We start from the raw sequence: 25,662 nt of genomic DNA, 5'->3' as shown, positions 1-25,662 counted from the left end.
GTTGCCTCCATGGAGACAACGGCGGTTTCGCGCAGGAAAGACTACTTCGGCGGCTCACCCGCGGGCGGCTGGCCACCGGCGGGCGGCTGCCCCGGCGCACCGGCCGGCGGCTCCCCACCGGCGGGCGGCGCACCGGCGGGCAGCGGCTTGCCGATATTGCGCGCCATGTCCGGCATCAACCGGATGGCGACCTGCTCCCAGGTGCCCCAGTTGTGGATGCCGATGTCGGGGAAGTCGTAGCTGACGTTGGTGTATCCCAGTGCGGTGAGCCGCTTCTCGAACGAGCGGGTGTTGGCCAGCGCGATCGCCTCGAGCGGCATGCCCTGGGTGATCGCGTCGATCGAGGACAGGTCCTGATCGGCCGGCTTGGCGCTGCCCGCGGAGATGTAGAGGCGGGTGTTGTTGGCGATCAGTTTCTCGGCGAACCCGTAGGGGTCCATCCGCTTCCACTTCTCGCTGCCCGCGGGCGCCATCGCCTCGATGTTGTAGCCACCACTGGCGATCATCGCGCCGGCCAGCGCCTCACGCATGCCCGGCATGGACATGTGCAGGTAGCCCGACAGCGAGCCGGCGTAGGTGAACTGCTCGGGGTGGTAGGCCGCCATCAACAGTGCCGCGCTGCCACCGCTGGACAGCCCGACCACGCCGTTGCGGCTGTTGCTGAAGCCCAGCCGGGACTTCAGCGCGTCCGGCAGGGTCTTGGTGATGAAGGTTTCCCACTGATAGGTGTTGGTCTTGCCCTGGGTGTCCTCCCAGCCGCCGATGGCCGAACCGGAGTCGGCGCTGGGCAGCAGGGACCCGTCGGGGTTGACGCCGTTGAAGCTGCTCGGCTGGTCCCAGTCGGCGTAGAAGCTGGACTGACCGCCGACCGGCATCACCACGTTGATGTTGAACTTGGCGATCTGGGCGGGGATGGAGGTGTGCTTCTCCCAGCCGTTCAGGTCGTCCTCGGCGCGTTCACCGTCGAGCAGGTAGACCACCCGGTCGGTGTTGCCGTCGGCCGCCCGCAGGATGCGGGTGTTGATGGTGCCCATCGAGGAGTCGACCGGGAAGTCGATCGCCGCCGGGTCGGCGTCGGCTGCCGCCGGAGCGACCGTGGCCACCGACGCGCCGAACGGCAGCAACGCGGCCACCGCGGCACTCGCCAGGAGTCTGCTCGTGCGGTGTCGGCGCTCCTGCGCCCCTCCCACAGTTACGCCACGCATGATCGTGTTCGGACCTTTCCGTTGTGCGGCCGAGCCGCTCCCCACTCCATCCGGCCGCGGCGAGACAGCCTGCGGACGGATCCTGCCGGGCAGCATAGCGCGCCCCCGATCCGAGGGGCATATCGAAAACCGATGTGACGCAGTTCTCTTCGGCGCGCGCGCTCACCCGGTCGCGTCGACGCGGGAGACACAGAATCCGTCGGTGCCGTGGTCGAGGGTGAGATACACCTGCTTCGAGGCGCCATCGGCGCTGGTCACCGGCGCGCTGACGGTGACGGCCGAACCGGTCGAGCCACGCACCGTGAGCGCCTTGTCGTCGAAGCGCTTCGCCCCCGACAACGCGGTGCCCAGCTGGGCGCCGGTGCACAGCAGCGGATAGTCGGGTTCCACGTCGGCCGGATTCACCGGATACCCGACCACCCGGCTCAGATACCGCTCGGCGGTGTAGCGGGCCTGTTCGTCGGTGAGCCGCGTCGCCGACCGGTCGCTGACGATCGGGCAGCCGTAGCCGGACCGCAACTCGCTGGGGCGCAGGCTCACCTTCAGCACGTCGTTCTGCCAGTACGGACCGAACTGGCCGAGGACGCCGGGGCGGCGCACCGCGTCGGTGATCTGTTCCACGTCGCCGTACATCCGGGGGATCTCGACCGGCGACTGGGTCCAGCACTTGCGGATCAACGCGGCGATGTCACCGGCGCGGACGTCGTCGAGCCAGGGCCGCAGCACCGTCGCCGCGGTCGGGCTGTCGGGAACCGCGCCGATCTGCGCCGCCTGTGCCGGTCCCGGTGCGTTCGAATTACCGGGCGAGACAAAATCTTTGGCGGTGAGCACGGCGATCGCGGTAAGTCCGGCGACGGCGGCGGCCGCGCCGACGCCGACCAGGATCGACCGTGTCCGCGACCGCGGCCTGTCCGCGGGTCCCGGCAGCTCGGCCGACCGGGACACCAGCGTCTGGGCCGACAGCGCGGTGTCCGGCATGGTGCCCGCCAGCGCCGCGACCGCCGCGTCGGCGAGCTCGCCGCACGAGGCGAACCGGTCGCGCGGATTCTTCGCCATGGCCCGCGCGATCACCGCGTCCATGGCGGGCGGCAGCGCCGGGTTGCCCGCCGACGGACGTGGCGGCGCTTCGATCAGGTGCGCGCTGATCATCGCGGCCGGGCTGTCGCGCTGGAACGGCACGAAGCCGGTGAGCAGCTCGTAGAGGGTGCCGCCGAGCGCGTACACATCGGTGCGGACGTCGAGCGGTTCGCCTTCGAGCTGCTCGGGCGCCGCGTAGGCCAGGGTGCCGAGCACCGAGCCTGCCGAGGTGAGGCTGGTCGTCTCGCCCATGCTGCGGGCGATCCCGAAATCGGTGACCAGCACCTCGTCGGCGCCGTCGTCGGTGCGCGCGATCAGCAGGTTCGCCGGCTTGATGTCGCGATGCAGCAGCCCCTGCCGGTGCGCGTAGTCCAGACCCTTGGCCGCCTCGGCGACGATCCGCACCGCCCGCTCGGGGGTGAGGATCGCCAGGCCGTGGCGCAGCAACTGAGCCGCGTCGAGGCCGTCCACGAACTGCATGGCGATCCACAACCGGTCGCCGTCGACGCCACGGTCGAAGATCTGCACCACGTTCGGATGCCGCAGCCGCGCGGCCAGATCCGCCTCCCGCTCGAAGCGGGCGCGGAAGGTCGGTTCCACCGCGAGCCGCGCGTCGAGCACCTTCAGCGCGTCCCGGCGCGGCAGCCGGGGATGTCGCGCCAGATACACCGCGCCCATGCCCCCGCCGCCGAGCCTGCGTTCGATGCGGTATCCCGCAAGGCTCGCCCCTGGCCCGAACTCCATCACCCGGTCAGGCTAACGGCTGTCTTCCGGCGCCGCCGCCGGCTGGATCGGACTGCGCCGGTTCATCGGTGGTGGGCGGCGAAGAAGTCCCAGATCAGCCTGGTCGCGTCGAGGGGGCCGCGCTGGTCGGCGCCGGGCCATTCGTGTCCCGCACCGGCCACCGTGACGAGGTCGACCGCACGGCCGTCCCGGCAGGTCGCGCGCAGGGTCGTCACCCGATCGCCGGCCGTGGCGACCGGTGCCGCGCAGGCGTCGACCATCCGCCAGAACGCGTTCAGCTCCGGCACCGCCGGCCCGTCGATTCGCGCTGCGCCGCTGCCGGGCGCACCGTCGTAGCGAATGTTCTCGTCGTCGGTGCCGTGCACATGGATCACCGAAGCGGGCGCCGGATGCTCGCAGTCGCCGAGCTGGATACCCGCGACCGCACCGACGGCGGCGGCGAGCGCGGTGCGGCACGCCATCGCGTAGGCCATCATGGCGCCGTTGCTCATGCCGGTGAAGTAGATCCGCTCGTGGTCGATCGGCAGGGCGCGGGCGATCTCCGCGAGCATTCCGGTCAGGAAGCCGACGTCGTCCACGCCGGTCCGGCCGGGAGTACCGCAGCAGTCACCGCCGGCGTTCCAGGCCCGGCCGATTCCGTCGGGATAGGCGACGACGAAACCGGCGTCGTCGGCGGCGGCGTCCCAGCCGTAGGCGCGCTGCGCCTGCGCACCGGAGCCGAGGCCGCCGTGCAGCACGACCACCAGCGGCGCACGCGCCGGCAGCACTGCGGGCCGGTAGACGCGGTAGCTCCTGGTGTAGCCGTCGTGCGCGAGCTCGTGCGGCGAGGTCACGGCGCCGACCGGCGTCGCGCTCCCCGGATCCTCCCGGAGTACGACGACGCCCGCGACGAGCAGCACCGCAGCGACAGCCGCCGCGGCGAGCGTAGCGATCCGCATGGCACCAGTGAACCGGCCCACGCGCCGCCGGGCAACAGGGCGGCAGATCCGGCGGCGCTAGGCTGGATGATCTATTCGTGGCCGCGACCTCACCCGGCGGCCCTGCGCAGGACGGGACCCCGTGAGACTCGCTGTACGCCTGATGTTGATGCTGTTGATTCCGGCGGTGCTGTTCGCGCTGCCCTGGTGGACGCTGGTCGCGGCACCGTCCGGCGGCACCGGCACGCTGTTCTGGGTCGGGACCGCTGTGTGCGTCCTCGGGTATCTGTGCCTGCCCGCCACGATGTTCCTCGGCCACGGTCCGGCCCAGTCCGATCCGGCGGTGATCGTCGGCGACACCCTGCTCGGGGTGCTGTGGGTGGTGTTCTCGTGGTCGGTGCTCGGCGTATTCGTGCGCGGTGGGCTGGCCGTCGCCGGGGTACAGGGCCTGCTCGCCGCGCGGATCGTGGCGCTCGGGGTACTGATCGTCTCGGTCGCGCTGATCGCCTGGGGTGTCTACGAGGCGCGCCGGGTGCCGCGGGTCCGCACCGTCGACGTCGCCCTCCGCGGCCTGGCCGCGGGCCTGGACGGACTGCGCGTCGTGGTCGTCACCGACACCCACTTCGCCGCGCTCGACCGGCAGCGCTGGTCGGAGCGCGTGGTCGACGTGGTCAATGCCCAGCGCCCCGATATCGCCTGCCACGCCGGTGATCTCGCGGACGGCTCGGTGGTGAAGCGGCGCGCCCAGGTCGACCCGCTGGCCCGTGTCGAAGCCCCGCTGGGCCGGTTCTACATCACCGGCAACCACGAGTACTTCGGTGACGCGCAGGGCTGGATCGACCACATGGCCTCGATCGGCTGGCAGCCGCTGCACAACGCGCACCGGACCGTCGACCGGGACGGCGACCGCCTGGTCGTCGCGGGGATCGACGATCCCACCGGCGCGGGCCTGCCCGGCCACGGCCCCGACCTGCCCGCCGCGCTCGCCGGCGCCGACCCCGCGCTGCCGGTGATGCTGCTGGCCCATCAGCCCAAGCAGATCACCGACAGCGTCGCGGCCGGGGTGGCGCTGCAGATCTCCGGACACACCCACGGCGGGCAGATCTGGCCCTTCCACTACCTGGTGCGCCTGGACCAGCCGGTGGTCGCCGGCCTGAGCAGGCACGCGAACCACACTCAGCTCTACACCAGCCGCGGCACCGGCTTCTGGGGTCCGCAACTGCGGGTGTTCGCGCCCAGCGAGATCACCGTGCTGGTGCTGCACCCGGAGCCGGTCTAGCGGTGCGGCTGGGTCACTTCCGCCGGAAGCGGCCCGCTCATCACGACCTTCGAGCCGTTCCAGGTGTAATGGATCGCCACCGGGCCGCCCTGCGGGGCGGCGAACGGCTCGTCGCCGGCCAGCCACTTGTACTCGACGGTCACGGTGGTGTCGGTGTAGCCCACCACCGAGGTGAAGGCGTAGGCCTCGGACGTGGCTGTGCCCAACCAGTTCCCGTCGTGGAAGAACAGCACATGGATCGGCGCGCCGGCGGAGTTGCCGCCGACCGCGCGCACCCACAGCAGCTGGGCGCACTGGCCCGGTAGGTCCGCCGAGGCCTGCTGGGCGACCCAGTTGCCGTCGAGGCGAGCCAGCGCGTTGCGCACACCGGCCGAGCCGGGGTCGATGCAGCGTCCCGGACCGCTGATGTCGTTGGCCGGCTGCGGTTTCGTGGTCGCCTGCGTCGTGCCGGGCGCCACGGTCACGGCGGGTGCCTCGGTGACGGCGGGGACCTCGGTGCCCGCGGGCGCCCCGGTGCCGCCGGGAGCCTCGGTCGCCTGCGGCTGTTCCCCCGGCGTCCGCGGCGCGCTCGCCGTGACCGTGGTCGTCGCCCGGCTCGTCGACGGCGAGGTGGCCGAACCGTTTTCCGCGTCGCACCCCGCCACCGCCGCCGCGGCGACGGCGATCAGCGCACTCATCCGAACTGCGTTCTTCATGATCCCTCGACTCCTGTCCGCCGCGCCGGTAGCGCGTTCTGCTGACTCCATCGGGACCCTGAACAGCCCTGTTAGGCGTACATCGGCGATCATCACCCTAGGGTGCGAAATCATCACCCTTGCTGAGGAAATCCCCTGCGGGGTAGAGCGATCCGCGACACGGACACCCGAAGAGCCTGCCGCACACACAGATCCGGCCGAGGGCGCACCCTCGGCCGGATCGTGGGCGATCAGACGATGTCGGTGGTCCCCGAGCAGGTCACGACCGGCACCGGCACGGGGCCGGTGTTGACGACCGACAGGTCGATCCGCACCGGCCCGGTCCCGGTCGGCACATCGGTGAAGTACACCGTGCCGCCGGTGCCGAAGAACGAGGAGATGTTCGTGTGCCCGGTGAGCGAGCCCGATGCCCCGGTGGCCAGATTGGTCCAGGTAAGCGTGGGGTGGGTCTGGTAGCCCCAGATGCTGGCCCCGGAATGCACGGTGAACGACGGCAATCCCGACTGGTCGTACAGGTAGGAGACGATCACCTGGTTGCTGTAGGGCACATCGACGATATTGGGGCTCAGCCCCAGGCAGTTGATGCCGACCAGGCTGCTCGGCAGCGCGTTCGCCGCCCCCGCTCCCGCGACCATCGTCCCCGCCACCACCGCTGCGCCCGCCGCGAGACCGGCGATCGTGGACCTCACTCGCATAGTCATACAGATCCTTCCACTCGTGTCGTGTCACCCCGCGTATCCCACCGGGACGCCACATTGTTACCGACCGAAAGCATCCTTCGAGGTCCGACACACCCATACCTAGGTCTGCTAGGTTATGACCTAGCGGTTCTAGGTATAGGAGTGCGATGCGGATAGACAAAGACCTGGTGGCGGCCTCGGCGACCCCGCTGGTGCTCGGCATTCTCGCCGAGGGCGAGTCGTACGGTTACGCGATCCTGGAGCAGGTCAACGCCCTGTCGCGGGGCCGGATGCAGTGGACCGACGGCATGCTCTACCCCCTGCTGCACCGCCTGGAACGGCAGGGCCACGTGACCTCGACCTGGCGCACCGCCGACAGCGGACGACGGCGCAAGCACTACCTGATCACCGACTCCGGCCGGGCGGCCCTCGCCGAGCGCCGCGCGCAGTGGGCCGTCGTCGCCGAGGCGCTCGACCAGGTCTGGCGCGACGCCACGACACCACCCATCGTGACGAAAGGATGGGCGTGATGGACGCCGAGACGCAGTTGCAGACCAACATCGAGCAGTGGCGCGGATACGTCCAGCGCCACCGCGCGATCTCGGTCGCCGACGTCGACGAGATGGAAGACCATCTGCGCGAACAGGTCTCGTCCCTCCAAGACGCGGGACTGTCGGCCGACGAGGCGTTCCTGGTCGCGGTGAAGCGGATGGGTAGCCTGGACGCGCTGTCGCGCGAGTTCGCGATCGAGCACTCCGAACGGCTCTGGAAGCAGCTGGTTCTGCTGCCCGCCGAGTCCGACGAGACCGGGCGGCAGAGCAATCGGGAACTGGTGGTCGTCCTGTCGCTGGCAATCGGCGCCGCCCTGTCGCTGAAGGCCGGCTTCGCCTGGCTGCGCGGTTCGGCCGTGGGCGTGAACGCGGCCCTGCTCGTCCTTCCGTTCCTCGCCGCCTATTTCGCCTGGAAACGACAGGTGACCGCGAAGGTCGCCGCCACGCTGATCGTGCCGTTCGTGCTCGTGGCACTGGTGCTGAATCTCTTTCCCTTCGAGCCCGACGGCGCGACCGAGGTGATCGCCGCGATCCACGCGCCGATCGCGCTGTGGTTCGTGATCGGCCTGGCCTATGTCGGCGGCGACTGGCGATCGGACCGGCGCCGGATGGACTTCATCCGGTTCACCGGCGAGTGGTTCGTCTATCTCACCCTGCTGGCGCTGGGCGGCGGCGTCCTGATCGGGTTGACGGTCGGCGCGTTCGGCACGCTCGATCTGAACATCGAGCCGTTCATCGAGGACTGGGTGCTGCCGTTCGGCGTCGCGGGCGCGGTGATCATCGCCGCCTGGCTCGTCGAGGCCAAGCAGAACGTCGTGGAGAACATCGCGCCCGTGCTCACCCGGGTGTTCACGCCGCTGACCATCCTCATGCTGCTGGCCCTGCTCGCCGCGTTCGCCACGACTCCCAGCGTGATCGACGTCGACCGCACCCTGCTCATCCAGATGGACCTGATCCTGGTGCTGGTCCTGGGCCTGCTGCTGTATTCGATCTCCGCGCGCGACCCGCTGGCCCCGCCCGGCTTCTTCGACCGGGTCCAGCTGGTCCTGGTGCTCAGTGCCCTCGCGGTCGATGTGGTGATGCTGACCGCCATGCTCACCCGCATCGCGGAGTTCGGATGGTCGCCGAACAAGATCGTCGCCCTCGGCCTGAACGTCGTGCTGCTGGTGAACCTGGTGTGGTCGGTCCGGCTGGGCATCGGATTCCTGCGCGGCCGTCAGGGATTCGCCGAGCTGGAACGGTGGCAGACCCACTATCTGCCCGTGTACGGGATCTGGGCCGCCGCCGTCGTGATCGCCGTTCCGCCCGCGTTCGACTTCGTCTGAGCCCGAACCAGCGCGAGTAGACTCGGGGGATGCACGCGGCGTCGGCGTGCCCGGCGCCGCGGTCCACGGGAGTGGCGGATGAGCGCTGGTGACGGGTCGGAGCGGATACCCCGGACGTGGCGACTGCTACTGACGGCAGTCGTGGTGCTCTTCCTGTCCCTGCTCGTCGTACCGCGGCTGATCGGCCTGTACGTCAACTGGTTGTGGTTCGGCGAGGTCGGCTACCGCGGCGTCTGGTCGACGGTGCTGCTCACCCGGCTGACGCTGTTCGCGGTGATCGCGACGATTCTCGGCGCCGCCCTGTTCACGGCCATGTGGCTGGCCTACCGATCGCGCCCGGCCTTCTTCCCCGGCGGACGCGACGACGACCCGATCACCCCCTATCGCACGGCGGTGAGCCGGTGGCCGTTGCGGTTCGGGCTCGGCATCGCCGCGGCCTTGGGTCTGCTCTGCGGCCTGGCCGGGCAGTCGCGCTGGCAGACGGTACAGCTGTTCCTGCGGGGCGGCTCCTTCGGCGAACGTGACCCCCAGTTCGATCTCGACGTGGGCTTCTACGTCTTCGACCTGCCGTTCTACCGGCTCGTGCTCAGCTGGCTGTTCGTCGTCGTGTTCGTCGCCTTCCTGGCCTGCCTGGCGACCCACTATCTGTTCGGCGGAGTGCGGCTGTCCGGGAAGTCGATCGGCATCACCGCGGCGGCGCGCTGTCACCTCGCGGTGCTGGTCGGCGTGTTCTTCGTGCTGAAGGCGGGCGCGTACTGGCTGGACCGCTACGCGCTGCTGTCGAGCGGGCGGCGCGAGCCCACCTTCGCCGGCGCGGGCTACACCGACATCAACGCCGTGCTGCCCGCCCGCTTCATCATGTTCGCCATCGCGCTGATCTGCGCCGCCGCGGTGTTCTCGGCGGTCGTGGTGCGTGATCTGCGGGTGCCCGCCATGGCCGCGGCTCTGCTGTTGCTGTCGTCGATCGTGGCGGGCGGGGTGTGGCCGCTGGTCGTCGAGCAGTTCTCGGTGCGCCCGAACGCCGCCGACCTGGAGAGCCCCTACATCGAGCGCAATATCGCCGCGACCAGGCAGGCCTATGGGATCGGCGCGGATCGGGTCCACTACCAGCCCTATCCCGGTGTCGGCACCGCGCCGCCACCGGAAGTCCCCGCGGACGCGACCACGATCGCCAACCTGCGCCTGCTCGACCCGCACGTGCTCTCGCGCACCTTCACCCAGCAGCAACAGCTCAAGAACTTCTACAGCTTCCCCGACAACCTGGACCTGGATCGCTACCGGGTCGACGGGCAGCTGCGCGACTACGTCGTCACCGCCAGGGAACTGACCCCCGCCGCGCTCAGCGGCAACCAGGGGCACTGGGTCAACCGGCACACCGTCTACACCCACGGCGACGGGTTCGTCGCCGCCCCCGCGAACCGGGTCAACGCAGCCGTCGTCGACGCGGCGAGCGACAGCGCCGCGGGCAACAGCGGATACCCGATCTACGCGGTCAGCGATATCGCCACCCAGCACACCGGGCACCAGGTGATCCCGGTCGACCAGCCCCGCGTCTACTACGGCGAGGTGATCGCCAGGGGCGAGCCCGACTACGCCATCGTCGGCGGCGGCACCGAACCCCGCGAATACGACACCGACAGCACCAAATACACCTACGCGGGCAAAGGCGGTGTGCCGATCGGGAACTGGCTGAACCGGCTCGCCTTCGCCACCGTCTACACCGAGCGCAACATCGTGTTCTCGACCGCGATCGGCGCCGATTCCAAGATCATTTTCCACCGCGCTCCCGGTGAGCGGGTCGAACTGGTCGCGCCGTGGCTGACCACCGACGGCAATCCCTATCCCGCCGTCGTGGGCGGGCGCATCGTCTGGATCGTGGACGCCTACACCACGATCGACGGCTACCCCTACGCCGCGCGCAGCTCGCTCGCGCCGCTCGGCACGGTCGAGGACCAGGGGTTGCGCGAACCCGGGGAGATCTCCTACATCCGCAACTCGGTCAAGGCCACCGTCGACGCCTACGACGGCACGGTAACGCTGTATCAGGTCGACGAGCAGGACCCGATCCTGGCCGCCTGGATGCGCGTGTTCCCCGGCACCGTCGAACCGCCGTCGGCGATCAGCGACGAGCTGCGCGCCCACTTCCGCTATCCCGAAGATCTTTTCGTCATCCAGCGCGACATGCTCGCCCGCTACCACGTCGACGAACCACGAGAGTTCTTCACCAACAACGCGTTCTGGTCGGTGCCCAGCGACCCGACCGTCGAGACCAACCCGCATCAGGCCCCGTTCTACGTGCTGGTCGGCGATCCCCGGACCGCCGAGGCCTCGTTCCGGCTGGCCGGCGCGATGGTCGGCTTCCGCCGGGAATTCCTGTCGGCCTACATCTCCGTGCATTCCGACCCCGAGAACTACGGCGAGTTCAGCATTCTCCAGCTGCCCACCGACACCCTCACCCAGGGACCACAGCAGATCCAGAATTCGATGATCTCCGACACCAGGGTGGCCTCCGAACGCACGCTGCTGGAACGCTCCAACCGCATCCAGTACGGCAACCTGCTCACCCTGCCGATCGCCGACGGCGGCGTGCTGTACGTGGAACCGCTGTTCACCGAACGGATTTCGACCGCTCCCAACGGGTCGACCTTCCCGCAGCTGGCCCGCGTGCTGGTCAGCTACCGCGAACCCGGTACCGGCGGTGTCCGGGTCGGGTACGCGCCGACGCTGGCCGAGGCTCTCGACCAGGTGTACGGCCCGGCCACCGGCGATCTCGCCACCGCCCCCGGCGGCAGCCCCGGCGCCCCGCCACCCCCGGGCCGACGTCCACCGGCGCAGGCCCCGCCGCCGCCGGCGACTCAGGCACCGCTGGACGAGGACGCGATCGCCCGCATCGAAGCCGAACTCGACGCGGCCAGGGCCGCCCTGGAGCGGCTCGAACAACAGCTGGGCATTCTGCGCGGCCCGGACAAGTGAGCCTCACCGATCACACGCGACTCAGAGCTGGGCGAGCACCAGCGCGACACCACCGATCAGCGGCGGAACCAGCTGGATCGATGCCGCCCGCGCCTTGTCCGGCGAGGACACCAGCAGCACCACCCCCGCCGCCACCATCGACCCGGCACCCGCCAGCACCAGCGCCGCCCCGATCCCGGTGTCGCCGAACACGGTGAACCCCATGCCGACCGCGGCGACGACGGCGAGGAACAGGTTGTAGAACCCCTGATTGAACGCCATCTCCCGGGTCGCCTCGGCCTGCTCCGCCGAGATCCCGAACGTCGCCCTCGTTCGCGGACGCGTCCATTGCAGCGACTCCAGCACGAAGATGTACCCGTGCAACAGCACGGCGATCCCGACGAACACCAACGCCACGACCGTCATCGCGCCACCTCCAGAAGGGCAGGGCCCGCACCGGGCTTGCCGCGATTATCACCCACCACCCCGCCGCGCACGCCCTCGCCGGGCCGGGTTCTCGCCCCGGAAAACCGCTGGCCCGCCATCGACGGCCGCCGAATCGCTCCCTTCGCTGTCGGCGGCGGGGAGCACGAGTTGCGCGGGCGTGGCGTGGCCGCCCGCGCCGATCGAGGTGCGGGTGGCTAGCCGACGGGTGCGGGTGCGCGGACCTGGCGGCCGACCTCGTCGAGATGGCCCAGGGCCTGGGCGTAGGACTCGAGCAACGACGTCTCGCAGTAGGGGACCCCGATTTCGGCGCAGAAGTCCGCGACGATGGGCTGGGCCCGACGCAGGTTGGGGCGGGGCATGGACGGGAACAGGTGGTGCTCGATCTGGTAGTTCAGGCCGCCCAGGGCCGTGTCGACGAGGAAGCTGCCGCGGACATTGCGGGAGGTGAGCACCTGACGGCGGAGGAAGTCGGTGTTGTCGCCCTCGGGCAGCACCTCCATCCCCTTGTGATTGGGGGCGAAGGTCGATCCCATGTAGAGGCCGAACAAGCCCTGCTGAACAGCGATGAACACCAACGCTTTCCCCGGCGACAGCACCAGGAACACCGTGCCCAGATAGGCGCAGGCGTGCGCGGCGAGCGTCAGGCCCTCGACGAGCCGGTTCGGGATCGGCCAGCGCAGCACCGCTCGCACGCTGGCGAAGTGCAGGCTGCCGCCCTCGAGCAGCAGCATCGGGAAGAACAGCCAGGCCTGGTAGCGGAAAATGAAGCGCCGCCGGCCTTTTCCGGCCCGGGCCCGCTCCGCCGAGAACGCCAGGACACCCATGGCATCGGGATCGGCGCCCTCGGTGTTGGGGTGGGCGTGGTGGCGATTGTGATTGCTGGTCCACCAGCCGATACTCAGCCCGATCGCGAGATTGCCCGCGATCAGCCCGTAGAGGTAGTTGGCGCGCCGGGACACGAAGATCTGCTTGTGTCCCGCGTCGTGCCCGAGGAACGCGATCTGCGAGAACACCGCGGCCAGGAACACCCCGAGCCCCACCGCCCACCACGAATCCCCGAGAGCGATCAACGCGCCCCACCCGCCGAGGAACGCCGTCGCGGTGAGCGCGCTCTTCCACCCGTAGTACGGCAGGTCACGGTCCAACAGGCCCGCCGCCCTGATCCGGCGCAACAAGATCGAATACTCGCTGCCGCGCACCGGGGCGACATCAGACACGACTACCACCGCACCAGCATGACGGATGCAGGCCACCACCAGGTGAACTCGGCGCATCTGCGCGAGATCGCCCTACGGCGCGTCGCTTCGAGAGCGCTCCGTGTCCAATGCCGTGAAGGCCGCGGCGGCGAGAATCAGCACCGCCGACACCACCAGAGCCACGTCGAGCCCGTGATGGAACGCCACTTTGCCCTCGTCGAGCACCTCCGACACCTTCGACAGGTACTTCAGATAGGGCCCGATGTCGACGCCCTCGGGGATGCGGCCACGTTCCACCGCTTGAATCGCGTCGGGCTGCAACGTGGTGGGCAGCCCCAATTCGTCCATCTTCTGCTTCAGGTCGGCCGAGAGGAACGAGCTCACCAGGACACCGAGCACGGCGACACCGAACGCCGAACCGACCTGGCGCATCGTATTGGTCACCGCGGCCGCCATGCCCGAATGCTCGGCCGGGACGCCCGACATCACCGCCGAGGTCAACGGCACCACCGCGATGCCGAAGCCGAGCCCGGCCACGCCCATCGCGGCGGCGATCCACGGATCGTGCAACGTCCCCGACAGCGCCTGGCGGGTCAGCAGGATGCCACCCGCGCCGAGCACGCACCCGAGGATCATCGGCACCCGCGCGCCGCGACGCGACACCCAGTAGCCCGCCACCAGGGAGCCGATCACGATCGCGACGGCCATCGGGACGAAGACCGCGGCCGTGCGCGCGGCCGAATACGACTGCATCACTTGCAGATACAGCGCCGTGAAGAAGAAGATCGAGAAGATGCCGAAGTAGACCGCGAAGGCGACCACCAGCGCACCGCGCACGGCCCGCAGGCGCAAATAGCGGAAGTCGAGCATCGGTGCGCGCGCCCGCTTCTCGACGACGACGAACGCGGCGAACGCGATCGCCCCCAGCGCGAACAGCCCCAGCACCGACGGTGCCGTGTAACCCCGATCCTGGCCGACGGTCGCGGCGTAGATCACCGCCCCGAACGCCGTGGCGCCGAGCACCGCGCCGACCCAGTCGACCGGCGCCTGCTGCGGGTCCGCGCTCTCCGGCACCGACCACCACGCGACGACCATCGCCACCGCGCCGATCACCAGGTTGAACCAGAAGATCGAACGCCACCCGTACAGATCGACCAGCACACCGCCGAGCACCGGCCCCGCCGCCAGCGCCAGCCCCGACACCGCCGCCCACACACCGAGCGCCTTGGCTCGCGCGCGCTCACCCGGGAAGATGTGGCGCAGCACCGACAGGGTGCCCGGCTCCGACGCCGCGGCACCGAGTCCCATGATCGCGCGGCCCGCGATGAGCAGCGCGACGCTGCTCGCGAGCGCGGAGACCACCGATCCGGCGCAGAAGATCACCAACCCGACGATCATGACCTTCTTGCGTCCCCACCGGTCACCGAGCGATCCGCCCGCCAACATCAGCCCGGCGAAGACCACCGTGTAGGCGTTGACCACCCACTGCAGCAGGGTCACATCGGTACTCAACTCACGTCGGATATCGCCGAGCGCAACGCTGACCACGGTGGTGTCCAAGAAGGTCACGAATACCACTGCCACGACTGCTGCCAGAGCGACACCCGGCCGCGCCGGTGTGCCCGGCGCTGTGTCCATCGGTCTCACGGGCACAGGTTACTGGCGAGTTCCCCCGGACGCCGTCCCAACCTCACCGCCTGGGCGAACACACCGGAGTTCGACGGTTCCCGTTGGGCGAGCCGACGTCTCGCCGTCACCAGTCGTAAGACGACCGGACCGACGGCTGCCCCGTGTATCCCGGCCCGGCGGTGTCGTCGGCCCCCAGGTAGGTCGCGGGGAACCGGGGCGAGCGTGGACCCTCGCCGCGCACGCGACGCGTGCGCCGGTCGAAGCTCATCCCGCTCGCCCGCAGGGCCGCGAGGACGGCGGCGCTCGCGGCGGACCCGTCGGCGCGGCGGATCTCGTCGGGATCGAAGTCCGCGGTGAATCGGCCGCCCGGCGCGACCCAACCGGCCATGGCGGTGATCGCGGCGAGTTTGTCGCCGAGATAGTGCAGCCCGTGGACGCAGGTGACCAGGTCGGATTCCGTGGTCACCCCACCATTCTGGTCCGCCTACGACGCGTTCAGCTCGACAGCCGCCCGCACCAGCCTCTTGAATCCCTCTTCATCGAGCGCGTCCCCCTCGCGCAGATCGATCACCCGCCGGGTATTGCCCTCCAGCCCGGAGTTGAAAACCCCACGCGGATCGGGCAATCGAGCCCCTTTGGCAAAGGTGACCTTCACGATCTCCTGGTACGTCTCCCCCGTACACACCATCCCGTCGTGGTACCACACCGGGACCCCGCGCCATTTCCACTCTTCGACGATCCCCGGATCCGCCTCGTGCACGAGCTCCCGAATCCGCGCCAGCAACTCCCCGCGCCAATCCCCCAACTCCGCGATCCGCTCATCGATCCGCCGTGCAGCCGAACCCTGATCACCCGTCACAGTCATCACCGGTCGCTCTCGTCGTCGCGCGCCTGAACCCCGAGTATCCCCCGCGCCCCGGGCAAACTCCGTCAGGCTTGCTCGAGCATGTCGAACGGTACCGTCACCACGATCGGCGAAAGACGATCCTGCCGACTCGGGTGGGGATGACGATGGGCCCGCAGGAGTTGGCTCGCACGGCGCACCCGATCGCGGTGAACAGGGACCGAACGAGCGCGGCGAAGCCGGTACCCAACGAACCGCTGCCCGAACCCGCAGTGGCCTCCGCGGCGGCGGGACCAGCGGCGACGGCGAGTCCGGCGGTCACCGCGAGGGCTACGGCACCGGTGCGCGATACCCGACGGGCCCTCCTCACGCAGGGCGGGCGAAGCGGCGCCGACCACGTGCGCCGATCACCCGCATGATCGCGTACACCGCGCGAAAGCTGGTTTTCGAATAGGGGAACCAGATCAGGGGCGGCATGGGCAGTCGCGGCTCGGTGATCGCTTGTGCCCGGCAGTATTTGCGCAACCCCGCGGCACCACCGAAGCGGGTACCGACGCCGGATTGTTTCCAGCCGCCCATCGGCAGCGCGAAGCTGAACAGGTTCGCGATGGCGTCGTTGATGTTCACCGCGCCTGCCTCCAGTCGCGCGGCGATTCGCCTGCCACGCGCGAGATCACCGGTCCACACCGTGGCGGAAAGGCCGTAGACGCTGTCGTTGGCCAGCGCGACGGCCTCGTTCTCATCGCGCACCTTGATCACCGGCAGCACGGGTCCGAAGGTCTCCTCGGTGACCACCGCCATGGTGTGGTCCACGTCCACGAGCACGGTGGGTTCGAAGAAGGTTCCGGTTCCGGTGGGCTTGCCGCCGGTGAGTGCCCGCGCGCCCGCGCCGACGGCGGCCTCGACATGCCGGGCGACCAGATCGCGTTGCGCGGCGGTGGCCATCGCCCCGATGTCGAACCGGTAGTCCCGATCGTCGTGCCCCTGCCGAAGCTCGCGCACGTGGGCGACGAGCTTGCTCACGAACTCGTCGTAGACGGACTCCTCGACATACACCCGCTCGATGGCCACGCAGGTCTGCCCGGAGTTGAACAGCCCGCCCCACGCGATGCCGCGCGCGGCGTGGTCCAGGTCGGCGTCGGCCAGCACGATCGCCGGGTCCTTGCCGCCGAGTTCCAGGCTGTAGGGCTTCCACGTCCGAACACACTGGGCGGCGACGGCCGAACCGGTCCGCGTGGACCCGGTGAACTGCACGTAGTCGGCGGCCTCGACCACCGCGCTGCCGACCGCGCCGGCCCCGGTGGCCACCGCGAACACCGGCGGCGCGCCGATCTCGGCCCACCCGCGCGCCAGGGCGAGCGCCGAGAGCGGCGTCACCTCGGAAGGTTTGTGCAGCACGGCGGCTCCCGCCAGCAGCGCGGCGGGAATGTCGAGCGCGCCCATGGCCAGCGGATAGTTCCACGGGGTGATCACGCCGACCAGCGGGTACGGCCGGTAGGTCACGCTCAGCCGCTTCACCGCACCGAGTGGGCTGTGCGGCGCGGGGTGCTGCTCGGCGAGGAACTTCGCCGCGTTGCCGGCGTAGTAGTTGATGACATCGATCCAGGCGGCAGGCTCCAGCTCCGCCTCGGGCCGGGCCTTTCCGCTCTCGGACTGCACGATGTCGGCCAGCTCGGCACGGTGATCGACGACCCAATCCTGCAGGGCGAACAGCCATTCGGCGCGCTCGCCGGGCCCCGCGGCGGCCCACGCCGGTTGCGCGGCCCGCAGCGATGTGGCCAGCGCGGCCACATCGGCGGCGGATTGCTCGGCCGCCATGCCGACCGATCGGCCGTCCGCGGGGTTGCGTACCTCGAAATACCCTGCGGGTAGGGAGGTTTCGTCGATCATCGCGTGTCCTCATCCTGGTCGGCTCCGGCCGGGACGAAGGCAGTGCCCGCCGTCGCCACGCCGTCGACGTGGTCGGCCACGCCGCCCTCGACTGTAGGCAGCCGAATTCGCTTCCCGCCGTGACCGAATCTCTCGGCTCGTTGACCGAAACGCTCAGCCGTCGATGAGGCGGACGAGCTCGGCGCGCGTGCTCGGCCAGCGATCGCGGGCACGGTCGGCCCGGTGTGGCTCGAACCGCGCGGCCAGGGCCAAGCCGCGCATCGTATCGATGGCCACACCCAGTCTGCGCGACCACGTTCGGTCGCCGGCCAGGTGTGGTGTGAGGTCGGCGACCACGGCGGCGATCGCGGTGGACAGCTGTTCCTCGTTCGGGGCCAGGGTGGCGTAGAGCTCGGGATCGTCCGCGGCGGCCGACCACACTTTGACCCACACCTGGAAGAGGTTTCCGTCGAAGAGCTGCCACAGCAGGTCGAGCAGCTGGGCGGTCCGCGGCGGCCCGTCGTCGCCGAGGGCGGCCGCGCGCCGGGCCAGCTCGGTCACCGCTCGCCGGCCGACCTCGTCGAGGGCGGCGGCGATCAGCTCGTTCCGGCCGGCGAACTGATGCGACATCGCGCCGAGCGAGGCGCCCGCGCGGTCCACGATGGCGCGATTGGTGGCCGCGTGGAAACCCGAGTGCTCGATCGTCGCGATGGTCGCCTCGATCAACGCGGAGCGCGTCTGTTCCCGGCGCTGGCTCTGGGTTCGCCGGACGGGCCGGTCGGTGGCTGTCACGGAGTTCACCCTACACATACAGATCACTTGTTCTGTATGCTGAATTTACAGATCACTTGATCTGCAAATAGGAAGGTTTCTCCATGTCGACATCTCCGCCCGCGCTCGCCGAACTGACCGAGCAGCAGCTGATCGAGGTGATCAACGCGGGTATCGAGCACACGATCCCGCCGATGCACGGCCTCGGCATCCATGTCGTCGAGCTGACCGCGCGCCGGGCGGTCGCCGCCGCGCCGCTGGCAGGCAACGCCAACCACCTCGGCACCATGTACGCGGCGACGATCTTCGGCACGGCCGAAATGCTGGGCGGGGCATTGTTCTTCCCGACCTTCGACCCGCAGCGGTACTACCCGACGGTCAAGTCTCTCCAGATCGACTACCACCGCCCGGCCACCTCCGACATCCGCGCGACCGCCGAGTTCGACGACGCCACCTGGGCGCGGCTGCCGGTGGAACTCGCCGCCGCGGGCAAGGTGGAATTCGTGCTGGCCGCGAAGGTCACCGACGACACCGGCACCGTCGTGGCGACGACCAGCGGGATCTACCAGATCCGGTCGCGCTGACGCCTCGGCCGTGACGGCCTGGCGTGATCCGACGATCGGCGGGGTGCCCGACACCGGGCGGCCCGCCGATCCGGCCGGGACCGACGGGCGGTCCGCAGCGGACCGGCGGCCGGACTACTTGATCGGCAGCGCGCCGTTCATGCCGCCGACGTCGGTGATCTTCCAATCCGCGCCGCGATCCACCGACACGGTGTAGGTGACGGTGCTCTGGCCGCCCTCCGGCGCCTGGGCGCTGGTGGAGGTGACATTGACGAAGACGTTCACCTGATAGAGGCCGTTCGCCTCCGACATCACCTTGGCGGTGATGGGAGTGGAGTTGGAGGTCCACTTCAGCGGGACCAGGATCTCCCGCAACGCCGGGGCCGTGGCGTCGAATTTGTTCGCCAGCGCGGGGGCGGTATTCGACTTCAGCTCGGCGAACCAGGGATTGAGATCCTGATAGTTGATGGTGGAGGCGCCGACCGCGTAATCAGCGGCGATCTGTTCGGCCCGCCGCTGATCGTCGGCCGTCGCCCGCTGGGCCGCGAGCTCGGCCCGAGCCGACCACAGCAGCCCGCCGAGCGTCACCATGATCGCCACGGCGGCCACCGCGGCGGCCACGCCGATCACGGCGTTGAGCGAGAAGGACACGCTGCGTGGTCTACGCCTCGGTTCGGTGGCGGACCTGGTGGGCGCGTCGGCGGCGGTCGTGGTCTGCTCGGGGGTTTCGACGGACATGGTGACTCCTGCAAGCTCGAGGGTGAAGGGCGTTACTTGACGTGGATCTGCACGCGCAGCCTCCCGTCCTCGCCGACAGCCTCCAGCGCCTGCGAGATCAAACTGCCCAGGTCGATCCGGCGCAGCGCCGACGTCGAGTTCTGGGCCAGCGGAGCGAGCACGGGAACCAGCGCCGACAATTCGGGGCCGACGCGGTCGACCCAGTCCCGTAGCTGGTCGAGGAACGGCACCAGTCCGGTCCCGGTGGTGTAGTCGGCGGGAACGTCGCCGATGTTCGCCCAGGCCGCGACAGCCTCGGCCGCATCGTCGAAAGTGCCGCCGAGCGCGCCCCATTCGGGCCCGGCGTCGGCCAGCGCGGCTCCGGTCCAGTCCATCTCGCCGCCGAGGGTCTGCAGGTCGGTGAGCAGGGCGCGGATCTTGTCGGTGCGGCTGAGCAAGGTGGCGGCGAGCAAACTGGTCGACCGCGCCAACTGGGGCATGATCGCTTCGGTGCCCGCCAAGCCCTGGCTGAACGTGTCGATGAGGGAGCGAATCGTGCTGGGGTCGAGCTGGTTCAGCAGTTCGGTCACCCGGCGGGCGACCTCGGGAAGAGAGGTCGGGGTGCGCACCGCGCGGGTCTCGATGGTCTGGCCGTCGGCCAGGTAGGGCGCGCCCGCCCGGGTCGGGACGAACTGGACGTAGGGCTCGCCGAGCGCCGACAGGTTCTCGATGACGGCGGTGCTGGCCACCGGAATCCGGTACTCGTCGTCGACGCGCAGGGCCACTTCCACGCCCGTGGCGACGGTACGTACGCCGGTGACCTCACCGACCCGGATGCCCGACAGCAGCACCGGCGACCGCGGGCCGAGGCTGCCGGAATCGGCGAGCACCATGGTCAGCCGGGTGTACCGGGTGAACCAGTCCACCCCGACCACGCTGAAGGTCAGGTAGCTGATGCCGATCAGCAGCACGCCGGCGAGGGCGGCCAGGGAGGCGGTGACGCCGCGGGTCATCGTAGAAGTCCGATCATGCGCAGGGTGTCGACGATGCGGGCGGTCTGCTCGGCGCGGTCGCCGGTGGCACCGAGCACGGGCACCACGTCGACCTTCGCCCCGCGTTCGAGGAACGGCAGCAACCGATCGCGGATCAGCGACACCAGGGTGTTCAGGTTGGACGGCGCGTTCGGGTCCAGCGGCCGGTCGGTGAACAGCATCGGCAGCAGCGCCTTGGCCGCGGCGTCGCCCGCGACGACGGTCGGGCCCAGCCATTCCAGGCTGTGCGCGACGGTGCCGAGCGCCCCGAAAGCACCGAGGACCAGAATGATCGAGCGCACCGCCTCGGTGACGTGGGTCGCGCCGGTCTCGGAGAGCAGTTCGCTCAACGCGCGGCGATTGTCTACCAGCACTTGCGTATTGGCGTGCACGCCGTCGAGCAGCGCGCCGACACCGTCGACGTGCGCGGCGACGTCGGTGAGATCTCGGCCGAGAACCTCGGCGATGCGGGCGCTGTCGGCCGGTTCGGCGGGCAGCACCGTGTTCATCCGGTTGACGATGTCCTGGAACTGATGCACGGCACCGCCCTGCACGAACGTCGCCAGCCCGGCCAGCGCGTCCTCGACCTGCAGCGCCGGTTCACTGCGCGCCAGCGGGATGGTGCCGTTGTCGGGGAGCGACACCGCCTGGCCCGTCGGCGCGGACAGCGCGATGAACACGTCGCCGAGCAGCGTGTTCTGGCGCAGCTGCGCGCGGGTGTCCACCGGCAGGCGGACCGCGCGGCTGATCTCGACATCGGCGATCACGTAGCCCGCGCTGCTCGGCGTCGGATCGACGACCGTGACGGCGCGCAGGTCGCCGACCTGGACGCCATTGGCCACCACCTGCGCTCGGGCAGGCAGGTTCAGCGCGTCGGCGAATTCGATGTGCAGCCGGTAGGTCGGCCCGTCGACCCCGGCTCCGGGCGGGGTGAGCGCGGAGGGATCGAACGCGCAACCGGCCAGCGCCGCGGTCACCGTCAGCGCGGACAAGCTCTTGGCGACAGCGTGTTTCATCGCGCACCCCCGGCACCGAGAATCAGACGGGTCAGGTCGATATCGGCCATCGCGGCGCCGGTGTTCGCGCAGCCGCCGGGCGTGAGCGCGTTGATCGCGGCGCAGACCTGGTCGGCCTCGGGCTGCGCGACGGTGAGTTTCGGTGGCGCGTAGTCGATTGCGGTCAATCCTGTCTCGGGATCGGCGGACTTGCGAAAGGCCGCGGTGATCGGCGGGATCATGTCGACGAGCTCGTGCAGTGAGCCCACGTTCGCGCTGAGCAGACGCACCAGCGGAACCGTGGCGTCGAGGCCGTCGAGCAGGGCGCCACCGAAGGTGCGGGTGAGGTCGTTGAACCAGATCAGGATCACCTTCAGGCGGTTGATGGCATCGACCACCACGGGGAGCAGCTCGCCGTTGACGTAGCGCAGGGTCTCGCCCAGCCGGGTCAGCGTCTGTTCCACCGCGCCCCAGTGGGTTCCGAGTTTCGCGGCCAGTTCGGACATCGCGTCGATCAGCGCGCCGATGTTGCCGATGGCGGCGTCGGGCGAATCCAGGGCCGAGCCGAGTGCGCGGATCAGCGTGTTCAAGGAGGGGCCGGTGCCCGCGGTGGCCCGGTCGAAGGCGGCCAGGCCGCGGCCGAGTAGTTGGCGCTCGGCCGGATCCTCGCCCGCGGTGAGCGCGCCGGACAGTTTCTCCAGTGCCGCCATGGTCTGCGTCATGCTCTTGGGGGTGAGGGTGTCGGTGACGCAGGCGCGCTGGTCCCACTCGGACGCGCCGGCGCCCTCGGTGAGCACGGCCAGATCGCGGTCGGCAACCAGGGTGTCCGACACGGTGACGGCGGAAACCGCCCCGCGCAGCGGATGATCCGCGTCTACCCGGAAGTCCACCCGCACTCCCGTGCCCTCGGGGCGCAGTGCCGACACCGCGCCCACCCGCACACCGCGCAGCGTCACGTGACTGCCCGGATACAACCCGATGGCGTCGGGCATCAGGGCACAGTAGGCGCGTGTCGGCCGTCCCGCATCGGTGGCGACGGCATACCCGCCCACGACAGCTGTGGTGACGAGTACGACACCGGAGACCGACAGGAATCCCCGGGAAGCGAAGAGTCGCCGCAACATCAGCAGGTCCTTCCCGGTACCGGAACGCACACTCCGCCGGTGCGTACGGCCGCGGTCGAATGGTCGATCGCGAGCCCGTCCGGCCCGCTGAGTTCGCCCAGCCGCGCGATCGTGTCGCGCAACGACCCGATCAGACCGTCGAACCGATCGCCCAGCGACCGCAGTTCCGGTAGCGCGCGGGCGAGTTCGGCGGCCATCGGCTTCAGGGTGTTCGCGTAGGCCGGCTCCAGCGCGGCGATGCGGGAGAAGACGTTGTCGAGCAACTGGATCGACACCGCGATCTCCGACTTCTTGTCCAGCAGCAGCGTTTCCACCAGGCTCAACTCCGCGTTGAGCCGCCCGTAGAGCTGCGAGGTGGCGTTGATCGAGGTGAGATATTCGCCGGCGATCGACAGCGCCTGGGAGACGTCCTGGTTCTGTCGATCGAGGATGTCGACGACCGCGTCGATGCTGGTACCCAGCTGCCGCAGACCGTCCGGGCTGCGATCCAGCGACTGTTGCAGGGCGGCGAAATTCTTGCGCACGGTGTCGCCGTCGACCTGGGCGATCGGTCGAGCCGCGTCCTGGAACGCCTGCCCGAGGCTGTAGGGCAATCGCACCCGATCCGCCGGAATCGGTGTGCTGCCCAGGGGTTCGGTGCCCGCCGGGGACACGGCCAGATAGTGGCCGCCCGCTACCGTGAGCATCCGAACGGCCAAGGTCGTCTTGTCGCCGAGCCGCACCGCGTCGTCGACGGTGAAGGTCATTCGCACCCGGTCATCGCGCAGTACGAGCGAGGTCACGCTGCCCACCGGGATGCCCGCGATTCGCACATCGTCGCCGGGACGGATGGCGCCGGACTCGGTCAGCTCCGCGGTGTATTCGGCGCGCCCGACCGGGGCGACGTAGAGGATCGTGCCCGCAGCGAGCAGTGTCACCACCGCCAGGGCGCCGCCGAGTCCCCAGCGCAGTTCCCGGCGCGCGAGCGTCGCCTCGTCGGGTTGTCCCGGGGCACGCCTGCGCCACTTGTCCTTCATCGGTTGCAAATCGAGATCCTCCGGCCATCGATCAGGACGGCGACGACGCCGGGAACCTCGGCTCGGCCGCGCGAGCAGGTGAGGTCGACGCCGGGGCCGGTCGCCGGGATGAGGGTGCTGAGCGACTGCAACAACCCGGGCAGCCGCCCGAGCGCCTGAACCGCCGTGTCCGGATCCGGAATGGCGGTCCGGATCAGCGCGTCGGCGTCGGCGTTGTAGCCCACGTTCAGGCCGAGCGTGGCCGCCAGACTGTCGATCGGGCCGAGTACACCGGGGGCGGTGACCGCGAAGTCGACCAACCCGTACACCTTCTGCTCCAGCACCGTGAACAAGTCGGTGAGTCCGGCGATCAACGTCTCGAGATGGGGTGATCGCCCGCCCAGCTGTCCGGCGATGTCGCCGAGATTGCGCACCAGCGCCGAGATCACGGTCTGCCGATCGGTGACGTAGCGACTGAGCCGCTCGATGGCGTCGAGCGCGGGCCCGATGCCGGTGCCGTTGCCCTCGACCACGGCCAGCACGCTCTGCGCCAGCTGATTCAGCGCGGCGGGCGAGAAGTCGGCCAGCACCGGCTGCAGTCCGTTGAACAGCGTGGTGATGTCGAAGGACGGGACCGTGTGCTCGGTGCCGATCGTGGTCCCGGTGGTCAGCCGGTGCCCGGCGACGGCGGGCTGGCGGATGTCGAGGTAGCGCTGGCCCGTCAGTGACTGGTACCGGATGACCAGGGTGCTGGTGTCGTACACCGGATGCGAGCGCTGCACGCTCATCCGCACCTCGGCCTGCCCGCCGCTGAGCCCGATCTCGCCGACCTTGCCCACCTGCACGCCGAACATGCGCACGTCGTCGCCGGTTTTCAGGCCGTTGGCGTCGGTGAACATCGCGGTGAGGGTGTCGGTGTCGCCGGGCACCGGACGGGTGATGGCGCTGATCACCCCGACCAGCAGCACCACCATGCCGACGGCGAAGAGCCCCAGCCGGACGCTCACTCCCGCAATGGATGTCATCGCTGACCACCACCCAGCACCGGCGCGAGCACCGGAATCGCGCTTACGACGACCTCGAGTCGCAGCACCGGCCCCTCGGGGGTGTCGACGAAGGAGCGATCGACACCCGCCAGCAGCGCGCGTACCTCCGCACTCGATCGTCGCGGGTCGGCGACGGTCGCGGCGGCGGCCGTGAGCAGGGGTGTCAGGATCTCGGCGTAGCCGCCCAGGTGCTGTCGCAGGCTCAGCGCGAGCTCGGAGACACCGGGCACGAAGAGCTGCTCGACGATCATCTGGATGCCGCCGTCGAAGGCCCGTCGGTCACCGCGCAGCGCCTCGATGTTGTTGATCCGGTCGAGCAGTTCGATGGTGCCCGCGCTGAATCGCGCCGCGCCGGCGAGGGTGTCGGCGTACCGGCCGATCAGGTACGAGGGGTCCAGCTGCTGGGTGTCGGCCACCGAACGCCCGAGCACGACCACCGCCTCCAGGATCGGCGTGAAGGCTTTCAGATCGCCGGCCAGGCGGGTGAGCAGATCGGTCAGCCGTGGTGTGAGCACCTGGTCGGTGGTCGACGCGAGCGAGCGCATCAGCGCGCCCATGGTGGCGTCGGAGACCCGGTGCGCCTCGGCGCCGGCGAGGTCGACCACCGCGCCGTCGCGCAGCGGCGCTCCGCCGGGCCCGCGCCGCAGCTCGACCTCGCTGATGCCGAACATGTTCGACGGCGCGTAGTCCACGAGCAGGCTGTCGGTCAGACCGGCGAGCTGGGTATCGTCCAATCGGAGCGTGAGGCGCGGCGAACCGCGCTCGTCGACAGCGATGTCGGCGATCCGGCCGACCGTGACCCCGTCGAGGCGGACGTCGGCTCCGGTGACCACGCCGTCCCCGACCAGCGGAGTGCGCAGCACCACCTCGATGCCCGCCTCCGCGCGCAGGGACTGGATGCCCAGCCCCGCCGCCGTGACCACCGCCGCGACCACGAGGGCCGCGAATCCCGCTCTGCGCGAGACCCGTTCATCGACGGCGACGCCGGGCATTCCGTATTTCGGCATCTG

At 69.9% G+C, this 25,662-nt stretch carries 24 protein-coding genes; 5 read left to right on the top strand and 19 right to left on the bottom strand.

Annotated elements, in window-relative coordinates:
* Positions 1-41: 41 nt before the first annotated feature.
* The 3 genes from ACIO52_RS23395 to ACIO52_RS23385 form a co-directional block, all read right to left on the bottom strand.
* Positions 42-1,205 carry an alpha/beta hydrolase family protein gene (locus tag ACIO52_RS23395; protein WP_255587472.1) on the bottom strand — a complete coding sequence of 388 codons (1,164 nt, stop codon included), beginning with the start codon at positions 1,203-1,205 and terminating at the stop codon, positions 42-44.
* Between the two features lie 162 nt (positions 1,206-1,367).
* The gene (locus ACIO52_RS23390) at positions 1,368-3,026 is read right to left on the bottom strand and encodes a serine/threonine-protein kinase (RefSeq protein WP_402646989.1); all 1,659 of its coding nucleotides are present in this window, start codon (positions 3,024-3,026) and stop codon (positions 1,368-1,370) included.
* Positions 3,027-3,088: 62 nt separating this feature from the next.
* The gene (locus ACIO52_RS23385; RefSeq protein WP_402646760.1) at positions 3,089-3,964 is read right to left on the bottom strand and encodes an alpha/beta hydrolase family esterase; all 876 of its coding nucleotides are present in this window, start codon (positions 3,962-3,964) and stop codon (positions 3,089-3,091) included.
* Positions 3,965-4,106: 142 nt separating this feature from the next.
* Between ACIO52_RS23385 and ACIO52_RS23380 the strand changes: the two genes are divergently transcribed.
* Complete coding sequence (locus tag ACIO52_RS23380) at positions 4,107-5,222, top strand: metallophosphoesterase (protein WP_394358757.1); 1,116 nt, start codon at positions 4,107-4,109, stop codon at positions 5,220-5,222.
* On the opposite strand, the gene ACIO52_RS23375 is transcribed toward ACIO52_RS23380, so the two are convergent.
* Together ACIO52_RS23375 and ACIO52_RS23370 are read right to left on the bottom strand one after the other, a co-directional pair.
* Positions 5,219-5,917: an LppP/LprE family lipoprotein gene (locus ACIO52_RS23375; RefSeq protein ID WP_402646757.1), complete on the bottom strand. Its 699-nt coding sequence runs from the start codon at positions 5,915-5,917 to the stop codon at positions 5,219-5,221. The genes ACIO52_RS23380 and ACIO52_RS23375 overlap by 4 nt on opposite strands.
* A gap of 230 nt (positions 5,918-6,147) precedes the next feature.
* Entirely contained in the window at positions 6,148-6,618 is a 471-nt protein-coding gene (locus tag ACIO52_RS23370; protein WP_218717589.1) for a hypothetical protein, read from the bottom strand.
* A 146-nt stretch (positions 6,619-6,764) separates the two neighbouring features.
* Between ACIO52_RS23370 and ACIO52_RS23365 the strand changes: the two genes are divergently transcribed.
* The 3 genes from ACIO52_RS23365 (at position 6,765) to ACIO52_RS23355 (ending at position 11,446) form a co-directional block, all read left to right on the top strand.
* Complete coding sequence (locus tag ACIO52_RS23365) at positions 6,765-7,127, top strand: PadR family transcriptional regulator (protein WP_316575749.1); 363 nt, start codon at positions 6,765-6,767, stop codon at positions 7,125-7,127.
* Positions 7,118-8,473: a permease prefix domain 1-containing protein gene (locus ACIO52_RS23360; RefSeq protein WP_402646752.1), complete on the top strand. Its 1,356-nt coding sequence runs from the start codon at positions 7,118-7,120 to the stop codon at positions 8,471-8,473. Before ACIO52_RS23365 ends, ACIO52_RS23360 begins: the two co-directional genes overlap by 10 nt.
* Before the next feature lie 78 nt (positions 8,474-8,551).
* On the top strand, positions 8,552-11,446 hold the full coding sequence (locus ACIO52_RS23355; RefSeq protein ID WP_402646749.1) for a UPF0182 family protein: 2,895 nt from the start codon (positions 8,552-8,554) through the stop codon (positions 11,444-11,446).
* Between the two features lie 21 nt (positions 11,447-11,467).
* Here the strand turns inward: ACIO52_RS23355 and ACIO52_RS23350 are convergent, their stop codons facing one another.
* From ACIO52_RS23350 to ACIO52_RS23320, 7 genes are all read right to left on the bottom strand, one after another.
* Positions 11,468-11,851 carry a DUF1304 domain-containing protein gene (locus tag ACIO52_RS23350; protein ID WP_402646746.1) on the bottom strand — a complete coding sequence of 128 codons (384 nt, stop codon included), beginning with the start codon at positions 11,849-11,851 and terminating at the stop codon, positions 11,468-11,470.
* Positions 11,852-12,066: 215 nt separating this feature from the next.
* Complete coding sequence (locus ACIO52_RS23345) at positions 12,067-13,098, bottom strand: fatty acid desaturase family protein (RefSeq protein WP_402646744.1); 1,032 nt, start codon at positions 13,096-13,098, stop codon at positions 12,067-12,069.
* A 63-nt stretch (positions 13,099-13,161) separates the two neighbouring features.
* On the bottom strand, positions 13,162-14,706 hold the full coding sequence (locus tag ACIO52_RS23340) for an MFS transporter (protein ID WP_402646986.1): 1,545 nt from the start codon (positions 14,704-14,706) through the stop codon (positions 13,162-13,164).
* A gap of 115 nt (positions 14,707-14,821) precedes the next feature.
* Positions 14,822-15,163, bottom strand: a complete 342-nt coding sequence (locus tag ACIO52_RS23335) for a hypothetical protein (RefSeq protein ID WP_402646741.1) — start codon at positions 15,161-15,163, stop codon at positions 14,822-14,824.
* A gap of 18 nt (positions 15,164-15,181) precedes the next feature.
* The gene (locus tag ACIO52_RS23330) at positions 15,182-15,562 is read right to left on the bottom strand and encodes a DUF1801 domain-containing protein (protein WP_316576350.1); all 381 of its coding nucleotides are present in this window, start codon (positions 15,560-15,562) and stop codon (positions 15,182-15,184) included.
* Positions 15,563-15,907: 345 nt separating this feature from the next.
* Positions 15,908-17,431, bottom strand: a complete 1,524-nt coding sequence (locus ACIO52_RS23325) for an aldehyde dehydrogenase family protein (RefSeq protein ID WP_402646739.1) — start codon at positions 17,429-17,431, stop codon at positions 15,908-15,910.
* 153 nt (positions 17,432-17,584) lie between these two features.
* On the bottom strand, positions 17,585-18,202 hold the full coding sequence (locus ACIO52_RS23320) for a TetR/AcrR family transcriptional regulator (protein ID WP_402646736.1): 618 nt from the start codon (positions 18,200-18,202) through the stop codon (positions 17,585-17,587).
* Between the two features lie 83 nt (positions 18,203-18,285).
* Here ACIO52_RS23320 and ACIO52_RS23315 point away from each other — a divergent pair, with 83 nt between their 5' ends.
* A complete protein-coding gene (locus tag ACIO52_RS23315; RefSeq protein WP_316575757.1) occupies positions 18,286-18,765 on the top strand; it encodes a YiiD C-terminal domain-containing protein in 480 nt (159 codons plus the stop codon).
* 114 nt (positions 18,766-18,879) lie between these two features.
* Here ACIO52_RS23315 and ACIO52_RS23310 read toward each other — a convergent pair whose 3' ends face one another.
* The 7 genes from ACIO52_RS23310 to ACIO52_RS23280 are packed head-to-tail and all read right to left on the bottom strand — an operon-like array spanning position 18,880 to position 25,659.
* Positions 18,880-19,482 carry a hypothetical protein gene (locus tag ACIO52_RS23310; protein ID WP_402646732.1) on the bottom strand — a complete coding sequence of 201 codons (603 nt, stop codon included), beginning with the start codon at positions 19,480-19,482 and terminating at the stop codon, positions 18,880-18,882.
* A 32-nt stretch (positions 19,483-19,514) separates the two neighbouring features.
* Entirely contained in the window at positions 19,515-20,474 is a 960-nt protein-coding gene (locus ACIO52_RS23305; protein WP_402646729.1) for an MlaD family protein, read from the bottom strand.
* Complete coding sequence (locus ACIO52_RS23300) at positions 20,471-21,508, bottom strand: MlaD family protein (protein WP_402646726.1); 1,038 nt, start codon at positions 21,506-21,508, stop codon at positions 20,471-20,473. Before ACIO52_RS23300 ends, ACIO52_RS23305 begins: the two co-directional genes overlap by 4 nt.
* On the bottom strand, positions 21,505-22,611 hold the full coding sequence (locus ACIO52_RS23295; RefSeq protein ID WP_402646723.1) for an MlaD family protein: 1,107 nt from the start codon (positions 22,609-22,611) through the stop codon (positions 21,505-21,507). Before ACIO52_RS23295 ends, ACIO52_RS23300 begins: the two co-directional genes overlap by 4 nt.
* Positions 22,611-23,627 (bottom strand): MlaD family protein, encoded by a 1,017-nt coding sequence (locus ACIO52_RS23290; protein WP_316576351.1) that lies wholly within the window; start codon positions 23,625-23,627, stop codon positions 22,611-22,613. Before ACIO52_RS23290 ends, ACIO52_RS23295 begins: the two co-directional genes overlap by 1 nt.
* The gene (locus ACIO52_RS23285; RefSeq protein WP_402646721.1) at positions 23,624-24,631 is read right to left on the bottom strand and encodes an MlaD family protein; all 1,008 of its coding nucleotides are present in this window, start codon (positions 24,629-24,631) and stop codon (positions 23,624-23,626) included. Before ACIO52_RS23285 ends, ACIO52_RS23290 begins: the two co-directional genes overlap by 4 nt.
* The gene (locus ACIO52_RS23280) at positions 24,628-25,659 is read right to left on the bottom strand and encodes an MlaD family protein (RefSeq protein WP_402646718.1); all 1,032 of its coding nucleotides are present in this window, start codon (positions 25,657-25,659) and stop codon (positions 24,628-24,630) included. The genes ACIO52_RS23285 and ACIO52_RS23280 overlap by 4 nt, the downstream gene beginning before the upstream one ends.
* Between the last annotated feature and the right edge of the window lie 3 nt (positions 25,660-25,662).

The sequence above is a fragment of the Nocardia sp. NPDC087230 genome (assembly GCF_044744725.1).
Lineage (GTDB): Bacteria > Actinomycetota > Actinomycetes > Mycobacteriales > Mycobacteriaceae > Nocardia > Nocardia canadensis.
Note: the sequence above shows the minus strand (reverse complement) of the source record. Positions and strands in the feature narration are given on the sequence as shown.